The organism is Olivibacter sp. XZL3, assembly GCF_004368405.1.
Lineage (GTDB): Bacteria > Bacteroidota > Bacteroidia > Sphingobacteriales > Sphingobacteriaceae > Olivibacter.
On record NZ_SBJH01000010.1, the window covers coordinates 221,213 to 244,654 of the forward strand.

Below are 23,442 nucleotides of genomic sequence, written 5' to 3' on the forward strand. Positions count from 1 at the left end.
GTTTTTATGATTACAGGAATGTTTGCTGCTTGTCTTTTATTTACATAGTAGCATTTAAGGTCGTGTACAGTATAAGTTTTAAACGATGTATCACCTGTTTGTTGGAACCGGATGCGTCGTTCCTTCTCGGATTTAACTCGCCCTTTTAAAGTGTCTCCCTGTGAGGTTACAATGTAATCGTCAGTTCTTGAAGGTTTTTGACCATAGACTAGTGGTGCCCAGCTTAGGCTTAATACAGCTAGAAAAAGATAGAGTAGCAAGTTAAACTGCATAATAAACTTAAAGTAAAAATATCTTTTTTTGAGAACATGCCTTGGCCGCTGTTCTTAAGGATGGCGTGGCGGGCCTATTAATACAAAAATAATAGATTATAAAAGACTTTAAAAATTATTCAGCATAATTTAACCCATATTTGCTTTTCCTTTTTCACAGCGGCCTTTCTATGTACTTGGTCTGTCCACGGCAAGGTGACAGTGCTGCTTGCAGTTTCTATACTGTACTTACTCGTATTTTACATCTTTACAGTAAATTCCTCAAGCATTTTGCCATGTCTAATGAACGAACAGAATAATGAAATGACTCATAATTTACCAACGAAAGCCATTCAACATTATTTTAAGGAGTTAACGGATATTTCCGAAAGCGATTCGCTGCGATTGAAAAACTTCTGTAAATAGGTTAAGCGTGCTAGGTTCGGCGCCCACCGTATATTCTCGTTTACTCAAAAAGCAAAGTATAGCAGTGGAAGCAAGCCTACTTTAATAATCATCGCTAAAAAGCCTTTTTTTCTTTATATAGAAATGATTTAGTAGATTCGTGTCGACGAACCAATAAAAAACTATTCAATCCAGTTAATGTCACCTAGCGTATGTCATCCTATAAGCTATATACGGATAGTGAACTAATTCATTTGTTAAAAGCGGATGATACAACCGCTTTTTCCGAAATTTACCTGCGCTATGGTGAGCGCTTATATAAGCAGGCCTATCATGTATTAAGGAACCGGGAAGATGCAAAAGATATTGTGCAAGACATTTTTACCGCCCTATGGAATAAAAGAACCGAGCTGTATATCAATAACCTGGCGGGGTACTTGTACATTGCTAACCGTAACCAAGTGATTAAGTTGATGGCACATAGGAAAACTAGCGCTGTTTATTTCGACTGGCTCCAAACCGTGACGAAGGAGGTGCCTGATGTAGCCAATCACGGTTTCCTTGAAAAACAGCTTCAGGAGTTGGTGGAAGATGAAGTCGGCAAATTACCGTCAAAAATGCGATTGGTGTTCAACCTCAGTAGAAAAGCACATCTTTCACATAAAGAAATTGCTGTCAAATTGCATTTATCAGAAGCAACGGTTAAAACACAGGTGAAGAATGCTTTACGGATCTTAAGGAGCAAATTGGAAGCCTATCTATACGCCGTCCTGCTCTTTCTTTACTGCCTGTTTTGAGTCACTAATAAAAAAATATTTTTTTTTCTACCCCCAAGTAGCTCTTTACCGTACTTTACTTTTAACGGTCCTTATTTATCCGAGCTTATGGAGAAAGAAAGAATAAAAGAGTTACTTCATAAATACAGAAACGGTCAGTGTACCGATGCTGAAAAAGCTTGGGTAGAATCCTTATATGATAAATTAGCTAATTCATCATCTTCCGATCTGACGGATGAAATGATACAAGTAGATTTAGCGGATATCTATCAGCGCCTACCTGCACTATCAAAAAGCAAAGCTTTTACCATATGGCCCAGAATTGTCGCGGCGGCGGTATTCTTAGTTTTTGTTTCCATTGGTTTTTATTTTTTCAAAGGAGAAGATACGAGCCAACCACTTGTTCAAGTCGTTGACAGGTCGGAGATCAATCCGAATGATTTTGCACCCGGCACCAATAAGGCCCTGTTGACTTTGGCCGATGGATCGGAAATAGCCTTGGATCATACCATAGACGAAAAGATACTGGACAAAGAAGGAATAAGAATCACCAAGAATGAAGATGGTTTAATTACTTATCAAATCAATCCGGGTATTAAAGAAGCAAAATCAAATACATTGAGTACACCAAAAGGGGGGCAATATCAGGTCATTTTATCAGATGGTACGAAGGTTTGGTTAAATGCAGCTTCCTCCCTCAGCTATCCTACCGTATTTACGGGAAATGAGCGGAAGGTTCTATTAAAAGGGGAGGCTTACTTTGAAGTAGCCAAAAATGAAAAACAGCCCTTTAAGGTGCTGACTGATCGGCAGGAACTGGTGGTACTCGGCACCCATTTTAATATCAATAGCTATGAAGACGAACCCGACATTAAGACAACTTTATTAGAAGGAAGCGTTAAAGTTTCAGCACTTCAGACCAAGCAGACCATACTTCTTAAACCGGGAGAGCAATCCGCCTTAAAGAAAAGTGGGAAATTAAAGGTCGATCAGATAAATGCCGAAAATGCAGTCGCCTGGAAAAGCGGCCTTTTTCAGTTCCAAGGTTCAAGCATTCAGGAAGCGCTACGGCAGATGGCGCGCTGGTATGATATAACGATTGATTTTGAAGGAGATGTGCCTGATATTCAGCTTTGGGGAGAGGTGCATAGAAATGCCAATGCCATAGAGGCTTTGGATATTTTAAGCTATTTCGATGTCAAGTATAAAGTTTTAGCAGCCGGGAACGCCAAGAAAATCATTATTATCCAATAATAAACTTAAATCAATAAATTATGAGAAAATCAAAAACGAACAGCACTTAAGTAAGCATGGGGTTAACAAAAAACCGTTTCCTAACGCCATTAGGAAACGGAATACATTGAGTTAACTCTTCCCGGATAAAATCCGGAACGCCAATTTGTTAAAACCTTTATTAACTCAAGCTCTACAAAAATAATGAAAATTAGACCTAAGACAATGGCCTGGGGTAGGCCATTATCCAATTTTTTTGGAAAATCAAGCCCAGTTCAATACCGAACAGCCAATAGTAAAAGGGAAATTATAATGCACTTAAATCTTACATTTTTCTTTTTGTTCACTGCTTTGATGCAGCTGCATGCAGCAACATACGCACAAAAAATCTCTGTAAATAAACAAAATGCAACCTTAGAAGAAATTTTTCGGTCCATTAAACAGCAGAGCGACTATGTCTTCGTTTACAACAGCAAAGAAATCAAAAGCTTAAAGGTGAGCGTAAATGCGCAACATGCCACGGTAGAAGAAGTCATGCGTGAATGTCTCAGAAATCAACCTTTTACCTATAAGATTACGGGGCACAATGTAATGATCAAAAGGAAAAGTGATTCCTTTCAGGCTAGTGCGCCTTCACAACAGCGGGAAGTGAAAGGAAAAATAGTCGACGCGCAAGGTTTACCTGTACCTGGCGTAAGTGTTAAAATCAAGGGCACAACAGCAGGCACCACCAGCAATGCAGAGGGTTTATATACATTGCAGGTGCCGGGAGCTGATGCAACCTTAGTATTTAGCATTTTAGGCTATTCACTGCAGGAAATCAATGTAGGTACCAATACCGTGGTCAATGTAACGCTAACGGAAGAATCCTCTGCGCTGGATGAAGTCGTCGTTATTGGTTATGGAACCCAAAGGCGAGCCGACGTTACAACAGCCGTTGCTTCCGTATCGGCAGAAAACATCCAAAATCGTCCTGTTCAAAACTTCGGTGAAGCCATAGCCGGCCAAATGGCCGGTGTTCAGGTACAGCAAACCAATGGTGCGCCCGGAGGGGAAGGGTTATCCATCCGGATAAGAGGTACCGGCTCCATCACCCAATCAAGCGATCCCCTGTATGTGGTAGACGGCTATCCCATGGAAGGAAATGCATTCCGCCTCATCAATCCGTCTGATGTTGAAAGTATACAGGTGCTAAAAGATGCCTCGTCAACAGCTATCTACGGTTCGAGAGGCGCAAATGGAGTCGTCGTAATCACCACTAAAAAAGGTAAAAAAGGACCTCCTGTCATTAATGTCAATTCGTTTGTTGGTTTTCAGCAACGCGGAAAAGAGATCAAAATGATGAACCGCGATCAATATGTCGATTGGTTTGTTGATGGCAGAAATCAAGCTTGGTTAGATGCGGCCATTATCCCGAATGATCCGGATCAATCGCCGCATACGATCAACGATCCCAACTCACGGAGAAATCTCTATCCCGGAGCGACCGGTCAGTACATCATTCCAGACGGTACAGGCGGTTATCTCTATAACTTTTTAGATCCCGCATCGGTTGCCACCATGCCCGATAATAACTGGCAAGATTTATTATACCGGAACGCCTTAACACAGCAAAGTGAACTTTCCGTTAATGGTGGATCCGAAAACACGCAGTACAACTTTTCGGGAAGTTATATGAAACAGGATGGGATTGTGATCAATACCAATTATGATCGCTTCAATTTCCGTTCGAGTGTAAATTCCAAAATAAGTAAAACCATCAATCTGGGTGCTAATCTCATGGCTTATTCAGCCCGTGGTCGCGAACAAGATCAGGGTAAATATTCAGCCGTTATGTATGCGCTGCAATTACCGCCTATTTATCCCGTTAGAAACGCCGATGGCACCTATGGATCAATGGTTCGAAATCCTGAAATCCTGGTAGGCGATGTAGCCAGTCCGATCGGTGTGGCAGACTTGGTAAACATCAACAGACGACGTTATGGTTGGTTAGGAACACTTTCGGGCGATTGGCAGATATTCGAAGACCTGAGCTATCGTTTAAGTATCAACGGCGGCATTGAGGACGATCATTTAAAGCGGTTCGAACCTTCAACGGTGGATTTGGACGCCTCGAAGGCTCCTCGTCCGGCGAGAGGCGTGGATACGCGGTATACGGATTATGATTGGGTGATTGAAAACACTTTAAATTACACCAAACGTTTTGGGGCTAAGCACCAGTTTTCTGCCTTAATTGGTTATACAACCCAAAAGCATACCGAACATTATATGAACGGCGAAGCCCGGGGTTTTGCGAACGATAATATTGAAACCTTAAATGCCGGCAATATGTATGCGCTTTCGAGCACCGAATCGGCGTACTCCATGATTTCTTATTTAAGTAGGGTTAATTACTCGTACGACGACCGTTACCTTTTTACCGCTACTTTACGGAGTGACGGCTCTTCGCGCTTTGGCCAAAACCGAAAGTGGGGTACCTTTCCTTCCGTTTCGGTAGGATGGAGAATTTCGGAAGAAGCCTTCATGAAAAATGTCAATCAGATCAGCGATTTAAAAATCAGGGCCGGATTTGGTATTTCCGGCAATAACCGGATTGGGGATTACGCTTCCATCGGTTTATTGAACCCGGGCTACTATCCAACAGGAGGTACCTTGCAAAACACCGTAGATGTAGATGAAGAATCCATGGCCAATACGAATTTAGGTTGGGAAAAAACCCGGCAATATAATTTGGGTTTCGAATTTGGTTTGGCCAATGATCGGGTACGGATAGAGGGCGATTTCTATGATAGTCAATCCCTTGATTTATTGCTGAATGTGCCGGTGCCTACTATTACCGGTTATATGTCTCAGTTTCAGAATATTGGTAAAGTGCAGAACCGAGGGATGGAGTTCTCGGTCACTACCAGAAACTTTATCAATGCATTTCAGTGGAGTACCAATTTTAACATCTCCTTCAACAAAAATAAGGTGCTGGAAGTGGGCCCAGATCAACGGCCTATCTATGGAAGTGCTCCAAATGCCAATAATGCGTTCATCACCACCATTGGGTTGCCTATCGCAAGCTTTTACGGCTACAAACAAGAGGGCGTTTTTATGTCGCAGGAAGAATTGGACCGCTACCCCCATTTAGCTGCAGATAAAGTAGGTGATGGCCGTTATGCTGATATCAATGGCGATGGTAAATTGGACCAAAACGATAAAACCATTTTAGGTAATAACATGCCCGATTTTACCGGTGGGATTACCAATAACTTCTCCTACAAGAACTTCTCCTTGAGTGTGCAGTTTACCGGATCTTACGGAGCAGAAGTGTTTAGCTTTTTTAAACGCATGGTGGGCATTTACCATGGCGACCGGAATGGTATGATCGAACAGATCGATCGCTGGCGATCGCCGGAAGAACCGGGCGACGGCATTCACTTCCGCGCTACCCGGAATCCTACCGGTTGGCAACGCGATCCTTCATCGGCATGGGTACAAAATGCGTCCTTCCTTCGTTTACGTAATGTAAACTTCTCTTATAACTTCGGACAATCCGTACTGGATAAGCTAAAAATTAAAGGATTGCGCCTATATGTAACCGGTAGTAATTTATTTACCATTACCGATTACTCAGGCTATGATCCGGAAACCAGCAGTGAAAGCGGGCTTCAAAAAGGAGGCGATTACCTGGGTTATCCGACGGCCCGCTCCTTTATTTTCGGCGTTAATCTCACATTTTAACTCATTGTTTATGCTATATATAACAGCTATGAAAAAGATTCTTTTATTATGCTTAGGCGTTTTGGTGCTATCCTCTTGCAGCAAGGATTTTATTGCGCTGACACCGCCTTCTAACCTAAACAGTACGGACTTTTATAAAACTCAACAGGATATTAACCAGGCTACTTTATCGGCCTATGCCAGTCTTCGTGAACTATATAACGGTACTTACTATCGGTTAGGCGAAATTCGTTCCGATAACACCACGTATTCCTGGTTAGCCGGTAATCCGGCGAATGAAAAAGGAGTAGACGAGTTTGCTTCTCCTCTTCTTCCTGAGAACAATTTTTTAATGGACTGCTGGGATGACAGTTACAATACCATTTTAAGGTGTAACCTGGTTTTGGGGCGGAGTGACGGCGCTACCTTTACGGACGAAAACCTAAGAAGCCAATATAAGGCAGAAGCCAGTTTCATAAGAGCATCCACCTATTTTTGGCTAAATAGGGTGTTTGGCGGTTATGCACTGAACGGTGAGCTCTTAGGCGTCATCAAAGTAGATAAAGAACTGACGCCTGAAGAATCCTATCAATTACGCCGCGCACCATTGGAAGAGATTTATGAATTGATTATCGGTGATCTCCAATTCGCTGAAACCAACCTGCCGGAAAGTTATGGCGGTAGTGATAAAGGACGCGTTGCCAAAGCGGCCGCCAGCGCTTTGTTAGGAAAGGTTTATATGACGATGGCAGGGTATCCGCTAAACAAAGGAAATGAGTACTACACAAAAGCTATTGAAAAATTCCAGGAGGTGATTAATAACGGACAGTACGCGTTGGTGGCAAACTATGCAGATCTGTTTGATGTGAACAATAAAAATAGTGTGGAATCACTCTTTGAAATTCAGTACATGAAAGGCTCGCCAAATGGTGCTACGGGAAGCCCGTGGAATAATAATTTTGCTCCCCGTTTCTCGGATAAGGAGGTGGTACTGGTGGGAGATAAAAGCGGGCAAAATGCCCCGACGCAGGACATGTCCAATGCTTACGAAATAGGCGATCCGAGAAAATATGTATCCATGCGCGATGGTTGGGTGAACGCTTCTACCGGTGTTTTCGAGCCGGATAAATATGTACGTAAATATTATGACGTAGCCACAAGTGGTTCCGACAACGGGAATAACTGGATTGAACTGCGTTTAGCCGATATTTATTTGCTTTATGCCGAGGCCTTAGTGCGTACCGGGACCGACCGTGGAACCGCGTTGATCTATCTAAATAAGATCCGTGAACGGGCTAGAAACACACCCGGTGATCCAACTGTGCCTGCACCAGCTAATTTGTTAGCCGACTACCAATTAGCCGATTTTGTGAATGACGAGGCCTTCCTATTGGCCATCGAAAAGGAGCGCCGTGTAGAGCTTGCTTTTGAAAACCACCGATGGTTTGACCTCGTTAGAACGGGAAGGGCAAAGGATGTGATGATCGCCGAGCAGAAAGCAGATGGTTTCAGTAATTTTACCTGGAGTGATGATGCACTTGCCTATCCGATCCCTATGACCGTCATGCAAGCCAATGCACAACAGATTATCCAAAATAAAGGTTATACACAATTATAAATTTTAGATCATGACAATTCGCGTAAATTTCTTTCTTTCATTCCTATTAATCAGTGTTTTCGGTTTAAGTAGTCAGCGTGCTTATGCCCAAGATAATAGCTTAACGGCAAAAGAAAAGGCAGCTGGCTGGCAATTGCTTTTTAACGGAAAAGATCTGACAGGCTGGACGTCCACCAAAGGTGTATCACCCGATGCAAGCTGGAAAGTTGAAAACGGCCAACTCTCGCTAAAGGAAGCCGGAGGTAAACAACATCTGGATATTATCAGTGCGGACGAATATAGTGATTTTGATCTGCGCGTAGCGTTTAAATTAACCGAAGGAGCCAATAGTGGTATCAAATATTTCTTCACCCCTTATGATGAGGGGGGATGGCTCGGTATGGAATACCAGCTTATTGACAATGACCGTCACCCCGATGCTAAACTTGGTCGGGACGGTAATCGCCAGCTCAGCGCCTTGTATGATATGTTGGCGGTCGAGAAAAAAGTGCCAGTTAAAGTAGGCGAATGGAATGAGGCCCGCGTGGTATCAAAAGGCAGTGAAGTAAGCCATTATTTGAACGGTCAGGAAGTACTGCGTTATGACCGGAAGAGCGCGGCCTTTGAGAAAGCGCGGCAGCTGAGCAAATTTAAAGAAGCAAAACCCGCTTTTGGTTCAGTCAGTAAAGGCCATATTTTGTTGCAGGACCATGGCGACATCGTCTATTTTAAAAACGTGAAAATAAAAGCTTTGTAAAATTCTATAAAAAAAAGACATTATGAGTGCTAAATCAAGAAGAGAGTTTATAAAACAAATGGGAATAGGCACTGCTGCCTTAACCGTGGGCACCAGCGTATTCAATTATCATCCGGCAATGGCCTTTAGTGCCAAAAGTTACCGAAACATCGTGGGTGCAAATGAGCGCGTTCAGCTTGCCATGATAGGCGTAAACAGTCGCGGCAGTAGCATGAGTGGCACCTTTGCCAGGCAAAAAAATGCAGCGGTAGCCTGTATTTGTGATGTAGATGAAAGAGCCATTCCAAAGGCTATGAAACGCGTTACAGATGCCGGACAAAGCAATACACCGCGTTCCGAGAAAGATCTACGAAAAGTGTTGGAAGACAAAAGCATTGATGCCATCTATACAGCAACACCCGATCATTGGCATGCGCCATTAACCATCATGGCTTGTCAGGCAGGCAAGCATGTGTACGTTGAAAAACCAATGGCACATAATCCAGCAGAGGGAGAAATGGCGGTAGCAGCGGCCCAGAAGTATAATCGTGTCGTGCAAATGGGTGCACAACGTCGTTCTGCGCCCACACTCACCAAAGGTATTGAACTCTTGCACGATGGAATCATTGGTAAGGTCTATATGGCTAAAACTTGGTATACCAACACCCGTAAGGAAACTTATTTGAAACCCGGCGCTGTTCCTTCATGGCTCGACTATGATCTGTGGCAAGGTCCTGCACCGCGGATGCCTTATCAGGAGGGCTTAATCCATTACGACTGGCACTGGTTCTGGCATTGGGGAACGGGCGAAGCCTTGAATAACGGTACCCACGAGGTCGATGTTGCCCGTTGGGGCCTAGGCGTAGATTTTCCGACACGGGTAAGCTCTACCGGAGGACGCTACCAATTTAAGGATGACTGGGAAACACCCGACACGCAGGTCGTAACCGTAGAATACCCAACGGCTACATTAGTATGGGAAAACAGAAGCTGTAACGGGCGACAAGTAGAAGGTTTAGAACGGGGAGTCATTTTCTATGGCGAAAAGGGAAGTTTGGACACGGGAGAAGATGCCTACAAGCTATATGATTTACAAGGTAAACTCATCAAAGAAGAAAAATCAGCTTCCGCCACCGAAGGTTTAGCCGGTAGAAATACGGCAAGCCCCAGTTTAGGGATGGACAGCTTGCATGCGGCAGACTTTTTGGATGCCATTAAAAATAACAGACGGCCTAATTGCGACATTGAACTGGGGTATAAAAGTACGGTGGCCATGCTCTTAGGAAACATATCCTGGCGAGTGGGGCGCGATTTAAAGATTGATCCTAAAAATGGTCATATCATGGGCGATGCGGAAGCAGAAAAACTGTGGAGCCGTAGCTATGAACCAGGGTGGGAACCTAAAATTTAACGGAAAAAAGACTGCAGGGATGTTCAGCGTTTAGGGCGATGATCATCTCTGCAGTCTCCATACCATTTGATTTATTTGTCAAAATATTAAATCAACGCAAATGAATAGGCTGAAAATAATGGTCTTACTTTTCTTACTATCCATGTATGAAGTAGAGGCCCAAACACAAAACAAATTAACGGCGGAAGAAAAAGCGGATGGATGGCAATTGATTTTCGATGGAAAAAGCTTTGCCGGTTTGCAAAAACTAGCCGACGGAGGTTGGGCTGTGAAAGATGGCCTACTGATGGCAACGCCCATCCCGCATGGAAAACAAATGGATATTATCACCATCGCCACTTTTGATAATTTTGAACTGACTTTTGAATTTAGAGCAGCAAAAAACACCAACAGCGGTGTTAAATATTTGGTTACTAACACATTTACTGGTCAAAAAGGCGCTTATCTCGGATTGGAATATCAGATTCTGGACGACCTAAATTACCATTATCCCGAGCGGGGCGAATTACGGTCGGTAGCCTCACTTTATGATCTCATTCCTGCTGATCCAGAAAAAGAAGTGAAAGCACTTGGCGAATGGAATACAGGAAAGATTATTGTTAACGGTCATCACATCAGTCATTGGTTAAATGGCAAAGAAGCGGTCGTGTACGATCGGAGCAGCCCTTCATTTCAGCAATTGATTCAAACGAGTAAATACAAGGATCTTCCAAATTTTGGAAAAACAGAAAAAGGGCATCTCCTTTTTCAGAATGAGGGTACACCGGTTGATTTTCGGAACATCAAAATCAAGCCTTTGGCAACGGCTAGCCATTCGAACTAAAGAACAAACCGCTCCGATTATAAAGAAGCCCCATGTCCTAATCTGTTCGATACCCCACATCATTTGGTTCGCTGTCGAACATGTTGGTTTAAAAATAGACCGTCGTTTTGGCTACAAATGTTCCCGATTTGGCTACAAAGAGGGTCGTGACTATGTCGAACTTTGTTGAAACAATTTAAAAAGCATTAAAACGATGGAAGCACAACAAAGCAAGATAGCCCTGGTTACGGGAGCCAATCAAGGTGTGGGATTTCAGATTGCCAAAGCCCTTGCCGACCACGGGTATACCGTATATGTAGGATCCCGCAATTTTCAGAACGGCGTGGCGGCTGCCGAAAAAATCGGCGGCAAAGCACAGCCTATTCAGTTAGACGTTACGGATAAAAAGTCCATCGAAAATGCGGTAAGCAAAGTGAAGCAGGACTTTAACCGGCTCGATCTGTTGGTAAACAACGCGGCCATTTCACACGCCGGGGCGCCAGGGAGAACATTGGAGGAAATCCTCGAAGCCAATCGGCCAAGCGTTTGCTCGGTGGACGAAATGCGTACGGTTTGGGAAACGAACGTATTTGGCGTCGTGGAGGTAACACAGGCTTTTCTGCCCTTACTGCGCAAAGCAAGCGGTGCACGCATTGTCAATGTATCGAGCGGCCTTGGCTCACTAACCCTAAACAGAAACCCGGAAAACCCCTATGCAAAGCACTTTGAGTTGATTTACGGCGCCTCCAAAACCGCCCTCAATGCCGTTACCGTGGCTTTTGCCAATGAGCTCGAAGCCAGCAGCATTAAGGTAAGTGCGGTGAGCCCCGGTTTTACGGCTACGGCGCTGAACAATTTTCAGGGAACGGATACCGTAGAAGAAGGCTCCCGTGAACCGATACGCGTCGCTTTGGAAGAAGGCGGTCCAACCGCATTGTTTACAGGTCCTAATCAAGAAGTTTACCCTTGGTAGCCTATCCTCTGCAACAAAACCTGTGGTAATAGATTGCCACAAGTTTTGTTTATTTATATTTAAATTTATAGCATGAAAAAAGAAGAAAGGCTGCTCCGGTTCCGTTCCATTTCCGCCATACATCAAGCCTTTGGTTTGCCCAAGCCACAACATCCGCTGGTAAGTCTTACGTTATGCAATGGGAATAATCCTTTCAATGTTGATAAGGTGCCAAGTTATGATGTGTTGGATTTTTACAAAATCACCTTCATCACACAGAACGGTGGCAGATTGAAATACGGGCAGCATTATTACGATTTCGAAGAGGGGAGTATGATGTTTATGGCGCCCAATCAGTTGGTCGGCACGTCGTATCAAACCAATGACGCATCATCTTATGTGTTGCTCATCCATCCCGATTTTTTGCTGGGTTACCCTTTGGCAAAAAACATTAAACAGTATAATTTCTTTTCGTATGCGGTAAACGAAGCCCTGCATTTGTCTGATCAGGAGAAGGAAATTATTTTGTCCGTTTATCACATCATCGAGCAAGAGCTCAACAGCCGGGTAGACGAGTTCAGTCAGGATGTAATCATTGCACAGATTGAATTATTACTAAACTATGCCAACCGCTTCTACAAGCGACAATTCATAACCCGAAAAGCCATCAATAATGATTTGTTGCAAAAAATCGAAACCATTCTGGATGATTACCTGAGCAATCAACAATCGCTTTATAAAGGTTTGCCTACGGTGCAATATCTGTCGGAACAGCTACATATTTCCACGGGTTATCTCAGCGATGTGCTGCGGTCGCTCATTGGGCAAAATGCCAAACAATATATCCATCAGAAGCTGATTGACAAAGCCAAAGAAAAACTTTCCACCACCGGGCTCACTGTTAGCCAAATCGCCTACGAACTAGGCTTCGAACATTCGCAAAGTTTCAGCAAATTATTCAAAAGCAAAACCGCCATGAGCCCGCGCGAATTTCGGGAGCAATTTAACTAGCAGCATGCTTCCTCTTATATTAAGCGAACTAGTTGAGCGCATTATTTGATTCGCCATTGTACCCACCTTTTTGCCTATTCTGCTGCAAAACTGTTACATCTGCTGTCGCAATTTTTAAATTAATGCCACGTTATAACGTTATACTTTACCTAAGAGATTAAAACAGCATTATCATGATGTGTTAGCGGGATCACAGCGTTTTGCTATCGATTAATCTAATATAATACGCTAAAACTGCTTTATGGAGCCTTTTGACGATATTGCGATTCCTATCGCTTGGCCTGAAAAAACGGCTTATGGTGATGAATCTTGGATGGCTTTTCTAAAGAAATGTGGAATTGTCAAGAACTTAAATTTTAAAGTAGGGCACGCAGCTATCCTACTTGTTGAAAAGAAGAGTGGCTATGTGCGATACTTCGATTTTGGACGCTATATTGCTCCCAGGGGGTACGGGCGAGCCCGCTCCAAAGATTTTGATCCACGCTTGGAGATGAATACGCGAGCGGTTTTCGGATCAACCTTTGAGATCGTGAATTTGAAAGAGATCCTGGAGGAGCTTACAGGAAAGCAAAAAGCAACACATGGCGGAGGGCGATTACTCTTTGTGGTCTGTCAGCGTATCAGTTTTAAAAAAGCGATGACCTATGCGGCGAGTCTAGTTGAAAAAGGTCCTATATTATACGGTGCGCTCGCCGCCAATAATAACAGCTGCTCCCGGTATGTTGCGCAAATACTTGCATCCGGGATGCGGGCATCAGATAAACGAATTCGGAGAATCTTCTATCCTGAATGTTTAAAAGCTAGTCCCACGAGCAATGTGGTAAATGCCTCTGATGACGGTAATATCGGTTGTTATCAAGACGGGAAATTATCCTGGTTCAGGATGGCCCGCCGGGCTTCTTTAAGGTTTCAGTGGAGTTTAATAACCGAGAACCTATATTCCAAAAAGGCGCAACTATTGGGTCGCGATGATTGCCCTGGCTTTATAACAGAACCGAAACGTCCCAGCTTTTTGCCAGCCGAAGCACAATGGTTAGGCGGAATAGGCGAAGGAGTTTGGCTGCTGCTCATTGAACAAACAGAAGCCTACTGTGTTGTTTGCTACGGTGCTGATGGACAAATTATATATAGCATGCAAACAATCTGTACAGATAATTTCGATATTAAGCTTCCCTATTCCTTTACGATGCAGTTCAGCGGGAATTTTTTCGTAATACGGCAGCGTGAAAAGAACTATACCTTTAAAAAAGTTAGCCAAAACAAAATCAATAATAACAATAAGACAATCCTGGCGCAACACAACTAATAATATGGAATTAACCCTTTTGAAATCAAAAATTCATACCGTAACCGTAACCGAAGCTAACGTAGCTTATAATGGTTCCATCACAATTGACGCAGATTTGTTAGACGCTGCTGGGATAAAAAAATATGAGCAAGTGTATGTCAATAATGCCGTAAATGGCAGTAGAATTATGACCTATGTACTGCCTGGCGAACGCGGCGGTGGTGAAGTGTGTTTGAATGGAGGTGCGGCATTACATGCCAATGTTGGTGACACGATTCATATTTTGTCTTTCGTGCGCTTGAGCCCGGAAGAGGCTGATGACTATCGGCCGACGTTGGTGTTCACAGAAGAAAATAATCGGCTGAAATCTGTCGAACAGTATAATTACTAAACTGGAACATAAACCACGTGCCCGGATCCTCATAACTTCGCTAGTTGTAAAGCCATGGGTCAGCTTAATGAGTGCAAAATTGTGAAAGAGGAGGGCGGTACAACGATGGCAAACGATAAAAAAGGCGTTGACCTGTGTCAATATATTTTTTTATCATTTGTTATCTTCTAAGCCTCAAATTATCGCTAACTTTAAATTCATATTGTTTATGAATTTGTTATGCTTGATATTGTTATAGAATCCAGACGTGCCGAAATTGCAGCAGGCTTTGCAGTTAAACGTATACTTCCCTATCAACTTCGCAGAATGGTTGGCCCGTTCATTTTTATGGATCATGGCGGCCCGGTAAACATCCCGGCAGCGTCTGCAAATAACCTTGACGTATTGCCGCATCCGCATATCGGCCTATCCACCGTCAGCTATTTATTCAGTGGTCATGTGACCCATCGGGACAGCCTTGGAGTAGAGCAGGTAATAAAACCCGGCGAGGTAAATTGGATGACCGCCGGGAAAGGCATTTCCCATAGTGAACGTTTCGAAGATCCGGCGATGCTGAACGGAGGAGAATTAGAATTGCTACAGACATGGGTGGCACTTCCGGAAAAGGATGAAGAAAGCGACCCCTCGTTTGACAACTATAAGTCTGATCAATTGCCCATATATACCGATACAGGTGTCTGGATGCGGTTGATTGCAGGTGATGCCTATGGCTTAAAAAGTAGCGTTAAGACACATTCTCCCTTGTTCTATGTGCATGTCGTACTGGAGCCGGGTGCTCGTTTTGGCTTGCCTCAGGGACATAGTGAGCGAGGAGCATACATCGCCAAGGGCAGCGTCGAGGTAAATGGCAACACCTATACAGCCGGAAAACTGATCGTATTCACCAAAGGCGTTGATCCGCTGATTATTGCCAGAGAACAAGCCACGTTGATGATGCTAGGCGGTGAACATTTGGGAGACAGGTACATTTGGTGGAACTTTGTTTCCAGTAGAAGAGAGCGGATTGAACAGGCCAAAGAGGACTGGAAACAGGGGCGCATTGATCTGCCACCCATGGATAATGAAGAATTTGTGCCCTTGCCTGAAAGTAAAGGAAAACCTGCGGGAGGCCCTCCTCCGAACGCCCTTTCTTGAAATTCGATGTGCTGCCTGTTTTATCCGCGTTTATCGAGCGTCCCTGGTAATCACCTTTTGCAACCTTTCCGCGTTCATGTCGCCCCATTCGCCAATAGCTCCTATTACAGGAATCAACGTTTTCCCGAAATCGGTAAGACTGTATTCAACTTTCGGTGGTACGACAGGATAAATTTTCTTCGTTATAAGCTCGTGTCCTTCTAATTCTTTCAGTTGCATATTCAAAACCCGGCGTGAAGCATCGGGAATTTTGCGCTGCAACTCACTTGGTCTTTTATTGCCTTGCTCAATAAACCAAAGCAAGCGCATTTTCCACTTGCCATATAATACTTCACCTATCAGGTCAAGACCACAATTTAAGTTCAAAGGAATTTTCCGTTCATACATTTTGCAAAATTACCGCAATGTTCCAAAATGCACAATAGGGGAAATATTTATCCCTATGCAATTCGGTTTTCCATACTTGTAGGAGCTAAACATACTTCTCAATTTTGTGCCAAGGTATTAAAATGACGTCGACAACCTTAGTCAAACGCCACGTATTTAACGTCAAAAAGTAAGAAAAATGGATTTATACTTAAATTATCAAAACGAATTATCAGGCAAAATTGCCCTGGTAACCGGAGGGACGAAAGGTGCCGGAAAAGCCATTGCCGAAAGGTTATTAAATGCTGGTGCAACCGTTATCGTTATAGCAAGAAAGGCACCTGAACAGCCCAACAAAAAACTGCATTTTATTTCGGCCGATTTAAGCCAATCGCTAGGAACGCAAAAAGTAGTGAGCGAAGTATTATCGAAATTCGGCAGATTAGACATTTTGGTAAACAACTTGGGTGGTTCCGAAACGCAGGGCGGTGGCTTTGTTGTTTTGAGTGACGAAGATTGGGAACACGCTATTCAAACCAATTTGCTTGCACCCGTCCGTTTAGATAGAGGCTTTTTACCACAAATGCTGGAACGTGGAAACGGTGTTATCATTCACATTGCATCTATACAAGGTAAATTGCCGTTATACGACTCCACTTTGCCTTACGCAGCAGCAAAAGCAGGCTTAATCAATTACAGCAAAGGCTTATCCAACGAAGTTTCGCCCAAAAGCGTTCGTGTTTTAACCGTTTCGCCGGGTTGGATAAATACAGAGGGTTCAACCGGTATGATGAAAGAGATCTCAGAACGAACAGGCGTTACCATTGATGAAGCCAAACAACAGGTAATGAAAAGTTTGGGTGGTATTCCTTATGGCAGACCTGCGCAACCCGAAGAAGTTGCCGAACTGATAGGCTTTCTGGTTTCGCCAAGAGCCAATTACCTCACAGGGACAGAATTCGTAATTGACGGTGGAACGATTCCAACAATTTAATAAAAAAATTATGCCTGCATATATTGTATTTACACGAACAAAGACGCTCGACAGAAAAGAGTTAGAAACATATTGGGCAATGATCCAGGAAACAATGGAAGGACACCCAATAGACGTTTTAGTTCCTTACGGAAATTTTGAGATTTTAGAAGGAAGGAAAATTCAAGGGATTGTCATTGCTAAATTCCCCGATATGGAAACCGCCAAAAATTGGTATCATAGCGAATCTTATCAAAAAGCGGCCAAACACAGACAGAAAGGTGCTGTTTATGACGGTATTCTTGTTGAAGGCATCTCGCTGAATAATTAACAACTAAAAAATAAGAAATGAACATACCAAAAGTGATAGCAAATTTAGTAGAAGCGCAAAATAACCACGACAGCATTGCTTATGCAAATTGTTTCTCCGAAACAGCTGTAGTTTTTGACGAAGGCAAAAAACACAACGGACGAAAGGAAATTGAACGTTGGATTGCAGATGCCAACCAACAATTCAACACGATAATGAAGCCTGTCAGCTTTAAAGAACAAGAAACAACAAGCATTTTAGAGGCAGAAGTATCCGGAACATTTGACGGTAGCCCCGTCATTTTGAGTTACCATTTTGAAATTGTTGACGAGCAGATACAGTCGTTGAAAATTACAGGATAAATCATGGTTTAGCTAGAAAAAAAGCCCCAGCAAATTGTGGTTCAGGAAGTGTCGTCGTGCCGAGGTTGCATGTTATAGGTGTGCGAAAATGTTTTAAAAGATCAATTAATGACAATTATTTCAGCCCCTATAGCCCCCCTCAAAAAGTCAGTTTTTTATTGTTTTTTTCCGTCGCTTACAGATATTTATTCTTTACTTTGAGAAGAAAATTCAAAAAACCTACTTTATGATCGTACAACACTTAATTGCCGAATTCGAACACGAGGTAAACAGCACGAGAAAATTACTGCAGGCCGTGCCTGAGAAAGATCTTGCTTATAAGCCTGCACCAATATCATGGACAATGGGCGAGCTTGCGCAACATATTGCCACGATCTATTACTGGTATGTGGGAACGTTAACCAAAGACGTATACGACTTGGCTGCAGATCACCTTGATCGGGGAGAACCCAGCGACCTTCAAGCTACGCTAAAGCTTTTTGAAGAAAACGTTGAAAAAGCGCGGGCGGCATTGCAGGCCATCACTGACGAACATTTACAGGAGCAATGGACGATGAAATTTGGTGATCGTACCGTACTCGGTCCCATGCCTAGAGGGCTTGTTGCCCGTAGTTTTCTTTTCAACCACCTTTACCACCACCGCGGGGAAATGATCGTTTACCTACGGGCTACCGGCAACAAGGTGCCTGGACTCTATGGGCCAACATATGAAGAAAGCCAAGCAAGCCAAAACTAGCATTCAGGTTATTAGGCGTTATGCATTATTCAGAAACGTTCGCTTACCTACAAGGCATTGATGAGCCTTTCAAAAATGTCCGCACGATAATAATAAAAAAATTACCTTTTTAATTTCAGATAGGGTTGCGTAGTTTATTACTTAGCTTTACTTTTGCTGCGTGAAAAGGTTTTTTCTCTATATAATGCTTATACTATTGATAAGCGAGGCAACCTCACTCTATCAACTTGCAAAGCTGCCAAGTTTATACACGCATTTTATAGAACATAAAGCGCTTTCGCCAACGGTTAGTTTTACCGAGTATCTTTCAATGCACTATTGGGGGCAAGACCTCAATGACGATGATGACGCAAAGGATATGCAACTGCCGTTTAAAAAGTTCGATATCCATACTCCTGTTTTCCTTTTCGTAGCTTTCGATAAATCATTTGCAATCAAGCCTCAGTACTGGCCGGTTAATCTCGACTTTGCATGGGATCGGCTTGTTGTATATTTCAATCCCGAACAGAACTCGCTCTTTCGGCCCCCCAGAGTCTAAATACATGTAACTATTATCTGCGGGTAATATTCCCTGCAAAAGCGCTGTCCGCCGTAAGGGGGCCGGTATGTGTTTTCATGTATTTACACTTCAAATTCCATGTTAGATAAAATCATTCAGTTTTCAGTTAAGCATAAACTGGCAATTGGTATATTCATGTTACTGTGGGTAGTTTATGGCGGCTACCAGATCACCCAACTACCCATCGATGCCGTTCCTGATATAACCAACAACCAGGTCCAGATTATTACCACAGCCCCGTCACTTGGCGCAGAGGACGTGGAACGATTAATTACATTTCCGATAGAACTAGCAATCAGTAACGTTCCCGGCATACAGGAGAGTAGGAGTATGTCCCGATTCGGACTTTCCCTTATCACGATTGTGTTTGACGAAGGTACCGATGTGTACTGGGCGCGCCAACAGGTTACCGAGAGGCTTTCGCAGGTAGAAATCAACGAAAATGCCAATGTTCCGTCCCTTGCGCCGGTAACTACCGGTCTGGGCGAAATATATCAGTATGTGTTAAAACCCAAAAAGGGGTATGAAGATAAATTCACCTTGGCTGATCTCCGTTCTACACAGGATTGGCTCGTAAGAAGGCAGCTATTGGGCACACCCGGCGTAGCTGATGTCTCTACCTTCGGAGGTGAACTTAAGCAATATGAAGTTTCGGTAAACCCGGCAAGGCTCAAGGCACTTAACCTAACCATAAGCGATGTTTTTACCGCCCTGAGCAGAAATAACCAAAATACCGGAGGGGCCTATATTGAAAAAGGCCCCTCCGTTCTATATATCCGAAGCATTGGACTTACCAAATCAATCGAAGACATTAATAAAATTGTAGTAAAAAGTAACGGCGGGCAGCCCATACTCATCAGCCATGTGGCCGAAGTCCGTTTGGGTTCAGCTATACGTTATGGAGCATTAACCATGGCCGGTTTGGGGGAAGTAACCGGCGGCATTGTGATGATGCTCAAAGGCGGAAATTCTTCGGAGATTATCAATAACGTTAAGCAACGGATCGCCGAGATACAGCAAACCCTTCCCGAAGGATTAGCGATCGAACCTTTCCTTGACCGCACCAAGATGGTTAATAATGCTATTGGCACCGTGGAGCACAACTTGCTTGAGGGCGCGCTGATCGTCGTACTCGTGCTAGTACTCTTTTTAGGTAACCTAAGGGCGGGATTAATTGTCGCCTCCGTTATCCCCTTATCCATGCTCTTTGCGGTAACCATGATGAATACCTTCGGGGTCAGCGGCAATCTGATGAGCTTGGGGGCCTTGGATTTTGGACTCATTGTGGACGGTGCCGTCATTATCGTAGAGGCAATTCTGCACCATATACATTTTTCCAAAAAATATGGCGCCGTCAATAGCCTCTCACAGGAGGAGATGAACCGTGAAGTAACCGGGGCAGCATCGCGCATGATGAACGCGGCCGTCTTCGGTCAGATCATCATCCTGATTGTATATTTACCCATTCTTTCCCTTACGGGGATAGAGGGGAAAATGTTCAAACCAATGGCTCAGACGGTGGCATTTGCCATTCTGGGGGCCTTTATCCTTTCGCTCACCTACGTGCCGATGGTAAGTTCGCTGTTCATCAGTAAAAAGATAACGCATAAGCCGAATCTGTCCGACCGTATCATGACACGGATAGAAAACGGGTACCAGCAAATGTTGGAGAAGGCTTTATCGATCCGTCGGTCACTGGTCATGTTCGCGTTTATATTGTTCGGTGTATCAGTGTTTATGTTCATGCGCATGGGCGGCGAATTTATACCCCAACTGGAAGAGGGCGATTTTGCCGTCGAGACCAGATTGTTGGTGGGCACCAACCTCAGTACCACCATTGATGCCATTGGCCGTATCGCCGAAACATTGCAGGCGCAATACCCCGAAGTTGAAAAAGTGGTATCTAGAATCGGCAGTGCCGAGATTCCGACCGATCCTATGCCTATTGAGGGGGGAGACATGATTGTTGTGCTGAAGCCGAAATCAGAATGGATCAGCGCGGAAAGTTTTCCGGAGCTTGCCGGTAAAATGGCTGCAACCGCACAGGAAGTTGTGCCCGGTGTAACCACGGGCTTCCAGTATCCCGTTCAAATGCGGTTCAATGAGCTCATGACCGGCGCGAAACAAGACGTTGTCTGTAAAATCTTTGGTGAGGATCTCGAGAAACTGGCAGCTTATGCCGACCAGCTGGGAGACATTGTGAGAACGGTAGATGGAACAGCTGATCTTTATGTTGAAAAAGTGACCGGTATGCCTCAGATTGTCATTGATTTCAACCGTAGTGAGATTGCCAAATACGGCATGGATATCGAAAGCCTAAACCGTACCATCAACGCAGCCTTTGCCGGTGCCGAAGCTGGAAAAGTTTACGAAGGCGAAAAAAGCTTTGATTTGGTGGTAAGAGTTGGCAGCGAGGGGAGGAAAAGCGTAGAAGATGTCCGTAACCTGCCAGTATCTACCCCTACGGGGGTGCAGGTACCACTCTATCAGGTGGCCGACATACAAGAGATCGAAGGGCCAAATCAGATACAACGCGAAAATGCGCGTAGGCGGATTATTGTGGGCTTTAATGTACGGGGACGTGACGTGCAAACCATCGTTGAAGAGCTCCAGCAGAAGATTGGTGCTAAAATGAAGTTAGATGCAGGTTATAGCATAACCTACGGAGGGGCCTTTGAAAATTTACAACAGGCCAAGAGCAGGTTGAGCATCGCTGTCCCTGTTGCGCTTTTACTCATTTTTGTAATGCTATATTTTGCGTTTTCGTCCTTTAAGCAGGGCGCACTGATCTATACTGCCATACCCTTGTCAGCCATCGGCGGTGTATTTGCCCTAACCTTAAGAGGCATGCCCTTCAGTATTTCCGCCGGTGTCGGATTTATTGCCCTCTTCGGCGTAGCGGTACTGAATGGAATCGTGCTGATTTCCGAATTCAACCGAATAAAAAAAGAAGGTGTGATCAGCGATCCAATGCAGCTCGTAATGATCGGAACGCGTAACAGGTTACGTCCTGTACTGATGACGGCGGCGGTAGCTTCACTCGGTTTCCTACCCATGGCACTCAGCAATGGCGCCGGGGCAGAAGTACAGCGGCCTTTGGCCACGGTGGTGATCGGAGGGCTTATAACAGCCACCCTGTTAACATTATTTGTTCTGCCTTCCCTGTACCTCCTCTTTAACAAAACCACTAAGCTCAACATGAATAAAAATTTAAGCGCGATCGTTGTATTCGCGTTCCTTGCTTATCCGGCTACCGCACAGGAGCAGCCAATAAAAATAAGCCTCGACAGCGCTTTGAAGGTAGCATCACGGAATAATAGGCAATTGCAGAGTACACGGATGGAACAGCATGCCGTTGAAGAACTGCAGCACAGCGGGTTCGATCTGCCCAAGACGCAACTGTCCGGCGATTACGGGAAATTTAACAGCATATACAATGATAATAGAATCGGCCTGAGCCAATCTTTCAACTTTCCCACCGTATATACTAACCAGAAAAAGATGCTACAGGCAAACTTCGAGGCCTCCCGTGCCCAAACTAAGTTGAGCGAGCAGGAGCTCAGGGCAGGGGTCAGGCTAGCATTTTTCGATTACGCCGTTATGAATGAGCGGAAACAGCTACTGCTCTATGCAGATAGTATCTACCGATTATTCGAGGCCAAATCACTGAAGCGTTTTGAGAGCGGCGAGGCCAATATCCTTGAAAAAACGGCTGCGCAATCCCACAGGCAGCAAATTAGCAATCAGCTGAATATGCTTGAAAAAGACCTTGCTATTGTGAAAAAACAGTTTAATCTGTATCTACAGGATAGTATTATGTACGTTCCTGATCCCGGCCACTCGAAGGTTACCTTTACTCAATCATTAATAGATGATTCCGTTGTGACCGGTGAGCTTCCGGCGGCCGCGCTGGCCAAGCATGCGGAAGAAGCTGCCCGCAGCCGGTGGCGGGTAGAGCGTGCCCGCCTTCTTCCCGATTTCACAATAGGTTACAACAACCAGAGTCTGCAAGGAGTTCAGAATGTGAACGGGCAGGATGTTCTTTTCAGCGGCAGAGATCGCTTCAATTATTTTAGCGCGGGGATAAGTATTCCATTGTTCTTCAAGGCCCAATCGTCCAAAGCAACGGCAGCGAAGCTGCAATGGCAGAGTCAAATAAAAAAAGCCGATCAGGCTCAATTACAGTTACATGCTGAAATCATGAACGCCCGCGCACAGGTACAGAAATTTACAGAAAGTCTCGCATATTACGAAAATCAAGGCCTTCGCAACGCAGATTTGATCATTGCTACGGCAGACCAACAGTTTCAGGGTGGAGAAATCGACTATCTACAGTGGGTTATCTTGGTCGATCAGGCCATTACCATCAGAAATGAATACATCAATATGCTCGGCAGCTATAACCAGGCCGTTATCCAATTACAAAAATTAAACGATCAATAAT

At 44.2% G+C, this 23,442-nt stretch carries 19 protein-coding genes; 18 read left to right on the plus strand and 1 reads right to left on the minus strand.

What is annotated here, in order from left to right; all coding sequences use genetic code 11:
• Positions 1 to 868 precede the first annotated feature (868 nt).
• The 12 genes from EPX21_RS04660 (at position 869) to EPX21_RS04715 (ending at position 15,692) form a co-directional block, all read left to right on the plus strand.
• Complete coding sequence (locus tag EPX21_RS04660) at positions 869 to 1,453, plus strand: RNA polymerase sigma factor (RefSeq protein ID WP_134088505.1); 585 nt, start codon at positions 869 to 871, stop codon at positions 1,451 to 1,453.
• Positions 1,454 to 1,540: 87 nt separating this feature from the next.
• Positions 1,541 to 2,686, plus strand: a complete 1,146-nt coding sequence (locus EPX21_RS04665; protein WP_134088506.1) for a FecR family protein — start codon at positions 1,541 to 1,543, stop codon at positions 2,684 to 2,686.
• A gap of 291 nt (positions 2,687 to 2,977) precedes the next feature.
• Entirely contained in the window at positions 2,978 to 6,391 is a 3,414-nt protein-coding gene (locus EPX21_RS04670; RefSeq protein ID WP_134088507.1) for a TonB-dependent receptor, read from the plus strand.
• Between the two features lie 28 nt (positions 6,392 to 6,419).
• Entirely contained in the window at positions 6,420 to 7,988 is a 1,569-nt protein-coding gene (locus EPX21_RS04675) for a RagB/SusD family nutrient uptake outer membrane protein (RefSeq protein ID WP_134088508.1), read from the plus strand.
• A gap of 10 nt (positions 7,989 to 7,998) precedes the next feature.
• Positions 7,999 to 8,724 (plus strand): DUF1080 domain-containing protein, encoded by a 726-nt coding sequence (locus tag EPX21_RS04680; protein WP_134088509.1) that lies wholly within the window; start codon positions 7,999 to 8,001, stop codon positions 8,722 to 8,724.
• A gap of 22 nt (positions 8,725 to 8,746) precedes the next feature.
• On the plus strand, positions 8,747 to 10,114 hold the full coding sequence (locus EPX21_RS04685; protein WP_134088510.1) for a Gfo/Idh/MocA family protein: 1,368 nt from the start codon (positions 8,747 to 8,749) through the stop codon (positions 10,112 to 10,114).
• Positions 10,115 to 10,214: 100 nt separating this feature from the next.
• Positions 10,215 to 10,937 (plus strand): DUF1080 domain-containing protein, encoded by a 723-nt coding sequence (locus EPX21_RS04690; protein ID WP_134088511.1) that lies wholly within the window; start codon positions 10,215 to 10,217, stop codon positions 10,935 to 10,937.
• 193 nt (positions 10,938 to 11,130) lie between these two features.
• On the plus strand, positions 11,131 to 11,889 hold the full coding sequence (locus EPX21_RS04695) for an SDR family NAD(P)-dependent oxidoreductase (protein ID WP_134088512.1): 759 nt from the start codon (positions 11,131 to 11,133) through the stop codon (positions 11,887 to 11,889).
• A 72-nt stretch (positions 11,890 to 11,961) separates the two neighbouring features.
• Positions 11,962 to 12,879 carry an AraC family transcriptional regulator gene (locus EPX21_RS04700; protein WP_134088513.1) on the plus strand — a complete coding sequence of 306 codons (918 nt, stop codon included), beginning with the start codon at positions 11,962 to 11,964 and terminating at the stop codon, positions 12,877 to 12,879.
• 241 nt (positions 12,880 to 13,120) lie between these two features.
• A complete protein-coding gene (locus tag EPX21_RS04705) occupies positions 13,121 to 14,185 on the plus strand; it encodes a DUF6695 family protein (protein WP_134088514.1) in 1,065 nt (354 codons plus the stop codon).
• Between the two features lie 4 nt (positions 14,186 to 14,189).
• The gene (gene panD / locus EPX21_RS04710; RefSeq protein ID WP_134088515.1) at positions 14,190 to 14,558 is read left to right on the plus strand and encodes an aspartate 1-decarboxylase; all 369 of its coding nucleotides are present in this window, start codon (positions 14,190 to 14,192) and stop codon (positions 14,556 to 14,558) included.
• Positions 14,559 to 14,777: 219 nt separating this feature from the next.
• The gene (locus tag EPX21_RS04715) at positions 14,778 to 15,692 is read left to right on the plus strand and encodes a pirin family protein (RefSeq protein WP_134088516.1); all 915 of its coding nucleotides are present in this window, start codon (positions 14,778 to 14,780) and stop codon (positions 15,690 to 15,692) included.
• A gap of 30 nt (positions 15,693 to 15,722) precedes the next feature.
• Here EPX21_RS04715 and EPX21_RS04720 read toward each other — a convergent pair whose 3' ends face one another.
• Positions 15,723 to 16,058, minus strand: coding sequence for a helix-turn-helix domain-containing protein (locus EPX21_RS04720; protein WP_305037088.1), 336 nt, complete (start codon positions 16,056 to 16,058; stop codon positions 15,723 to 15,725).
• Between the two features lie 199 nt (positions 16,059 to 16,257).
• Between EPX21_RS04720 and EPX21_RS04725 the strand changes: the two genes are divergently transcribed.
• The 6 genes from EPX21_RS04725 to EPX21_RS04750 all read left to right on the plus strand — a co-directional run bounded on the left by EPX21_RS04725 (position 16,258) and on the right by EPX21_RS04750 (position 23,441).
• Positions 16,258 to 17,052, plus strand: coding sequence for an SDR family oxidoreductase (locus tag EPX21_RS04725; protein ID WP_134088518.1), 795 nt, complete (start codon positions 16,258 to 16,260; stop codon positions 17,050 to 17,052).
• 10 nt (positions 17,053 to 17,062) lie between these two features.
• Positions 17,063 to 17,362, plus strand: a complete 300-nt coding sequence (locus EPX21_RS04730) for a DUF1330 domain-containing protein (RefSeq protein ID WP_134088519.1) — start codon at positions 17,063 to 17,065, stop codon at positions 17,360 to 17,362.
• Positions 17,363 to 17,379: 17 nt separating this feature from the next.
• Complete coding sequence (locus EPX21_RS04735; protein WP_134088520.1) at positions 17,380 to 17,703, plus strand: nuclear transport factor 2 family protein; 324 nt, start codon at positions 17,380 to 17,382, stop codon at positions 17,701 to 17,703.
• A gap of 226 nt (positions 17,704 to 17,929) precedes the next feature.
• Positions 17,930 to 18,439, plus strand: a complete 510-nt coding sequence (locus EPX21_RS04740; protein ID WP_134088521.1) for a DinB family protein — start codon at positions 17,930 to 17,932, stop codon at positions 18,437 to 18,439.
• A gap of 184 nt (positions 18,440 to 18,623) precedes the next feature.
• A complete protein-coding gene (locus EPX21_RS04745; protein ID WP_134088522.1) occupies positions 18,624 to 18,977 on the plus strand; it encodes a hypothetical protein in 354 nt (117 codons plus the stop codon).
• 99 nt (positions 18,978 to 19,076) lie between these two features.
• Positions 19,077 to 23,441 (plus strand): CusA/CzcA family heavy metal efflux RND transporter, encoded by a 4,365-nt coding sequence (locus EPX21_RS04750; protein ID WP_134088523.1) that lies wholly within the window; start codon positions 19,077 to 19,079, stop codon positions 23,439 to 23,441.
• Position 23,442: the final 1 nt, after the last annotated feature.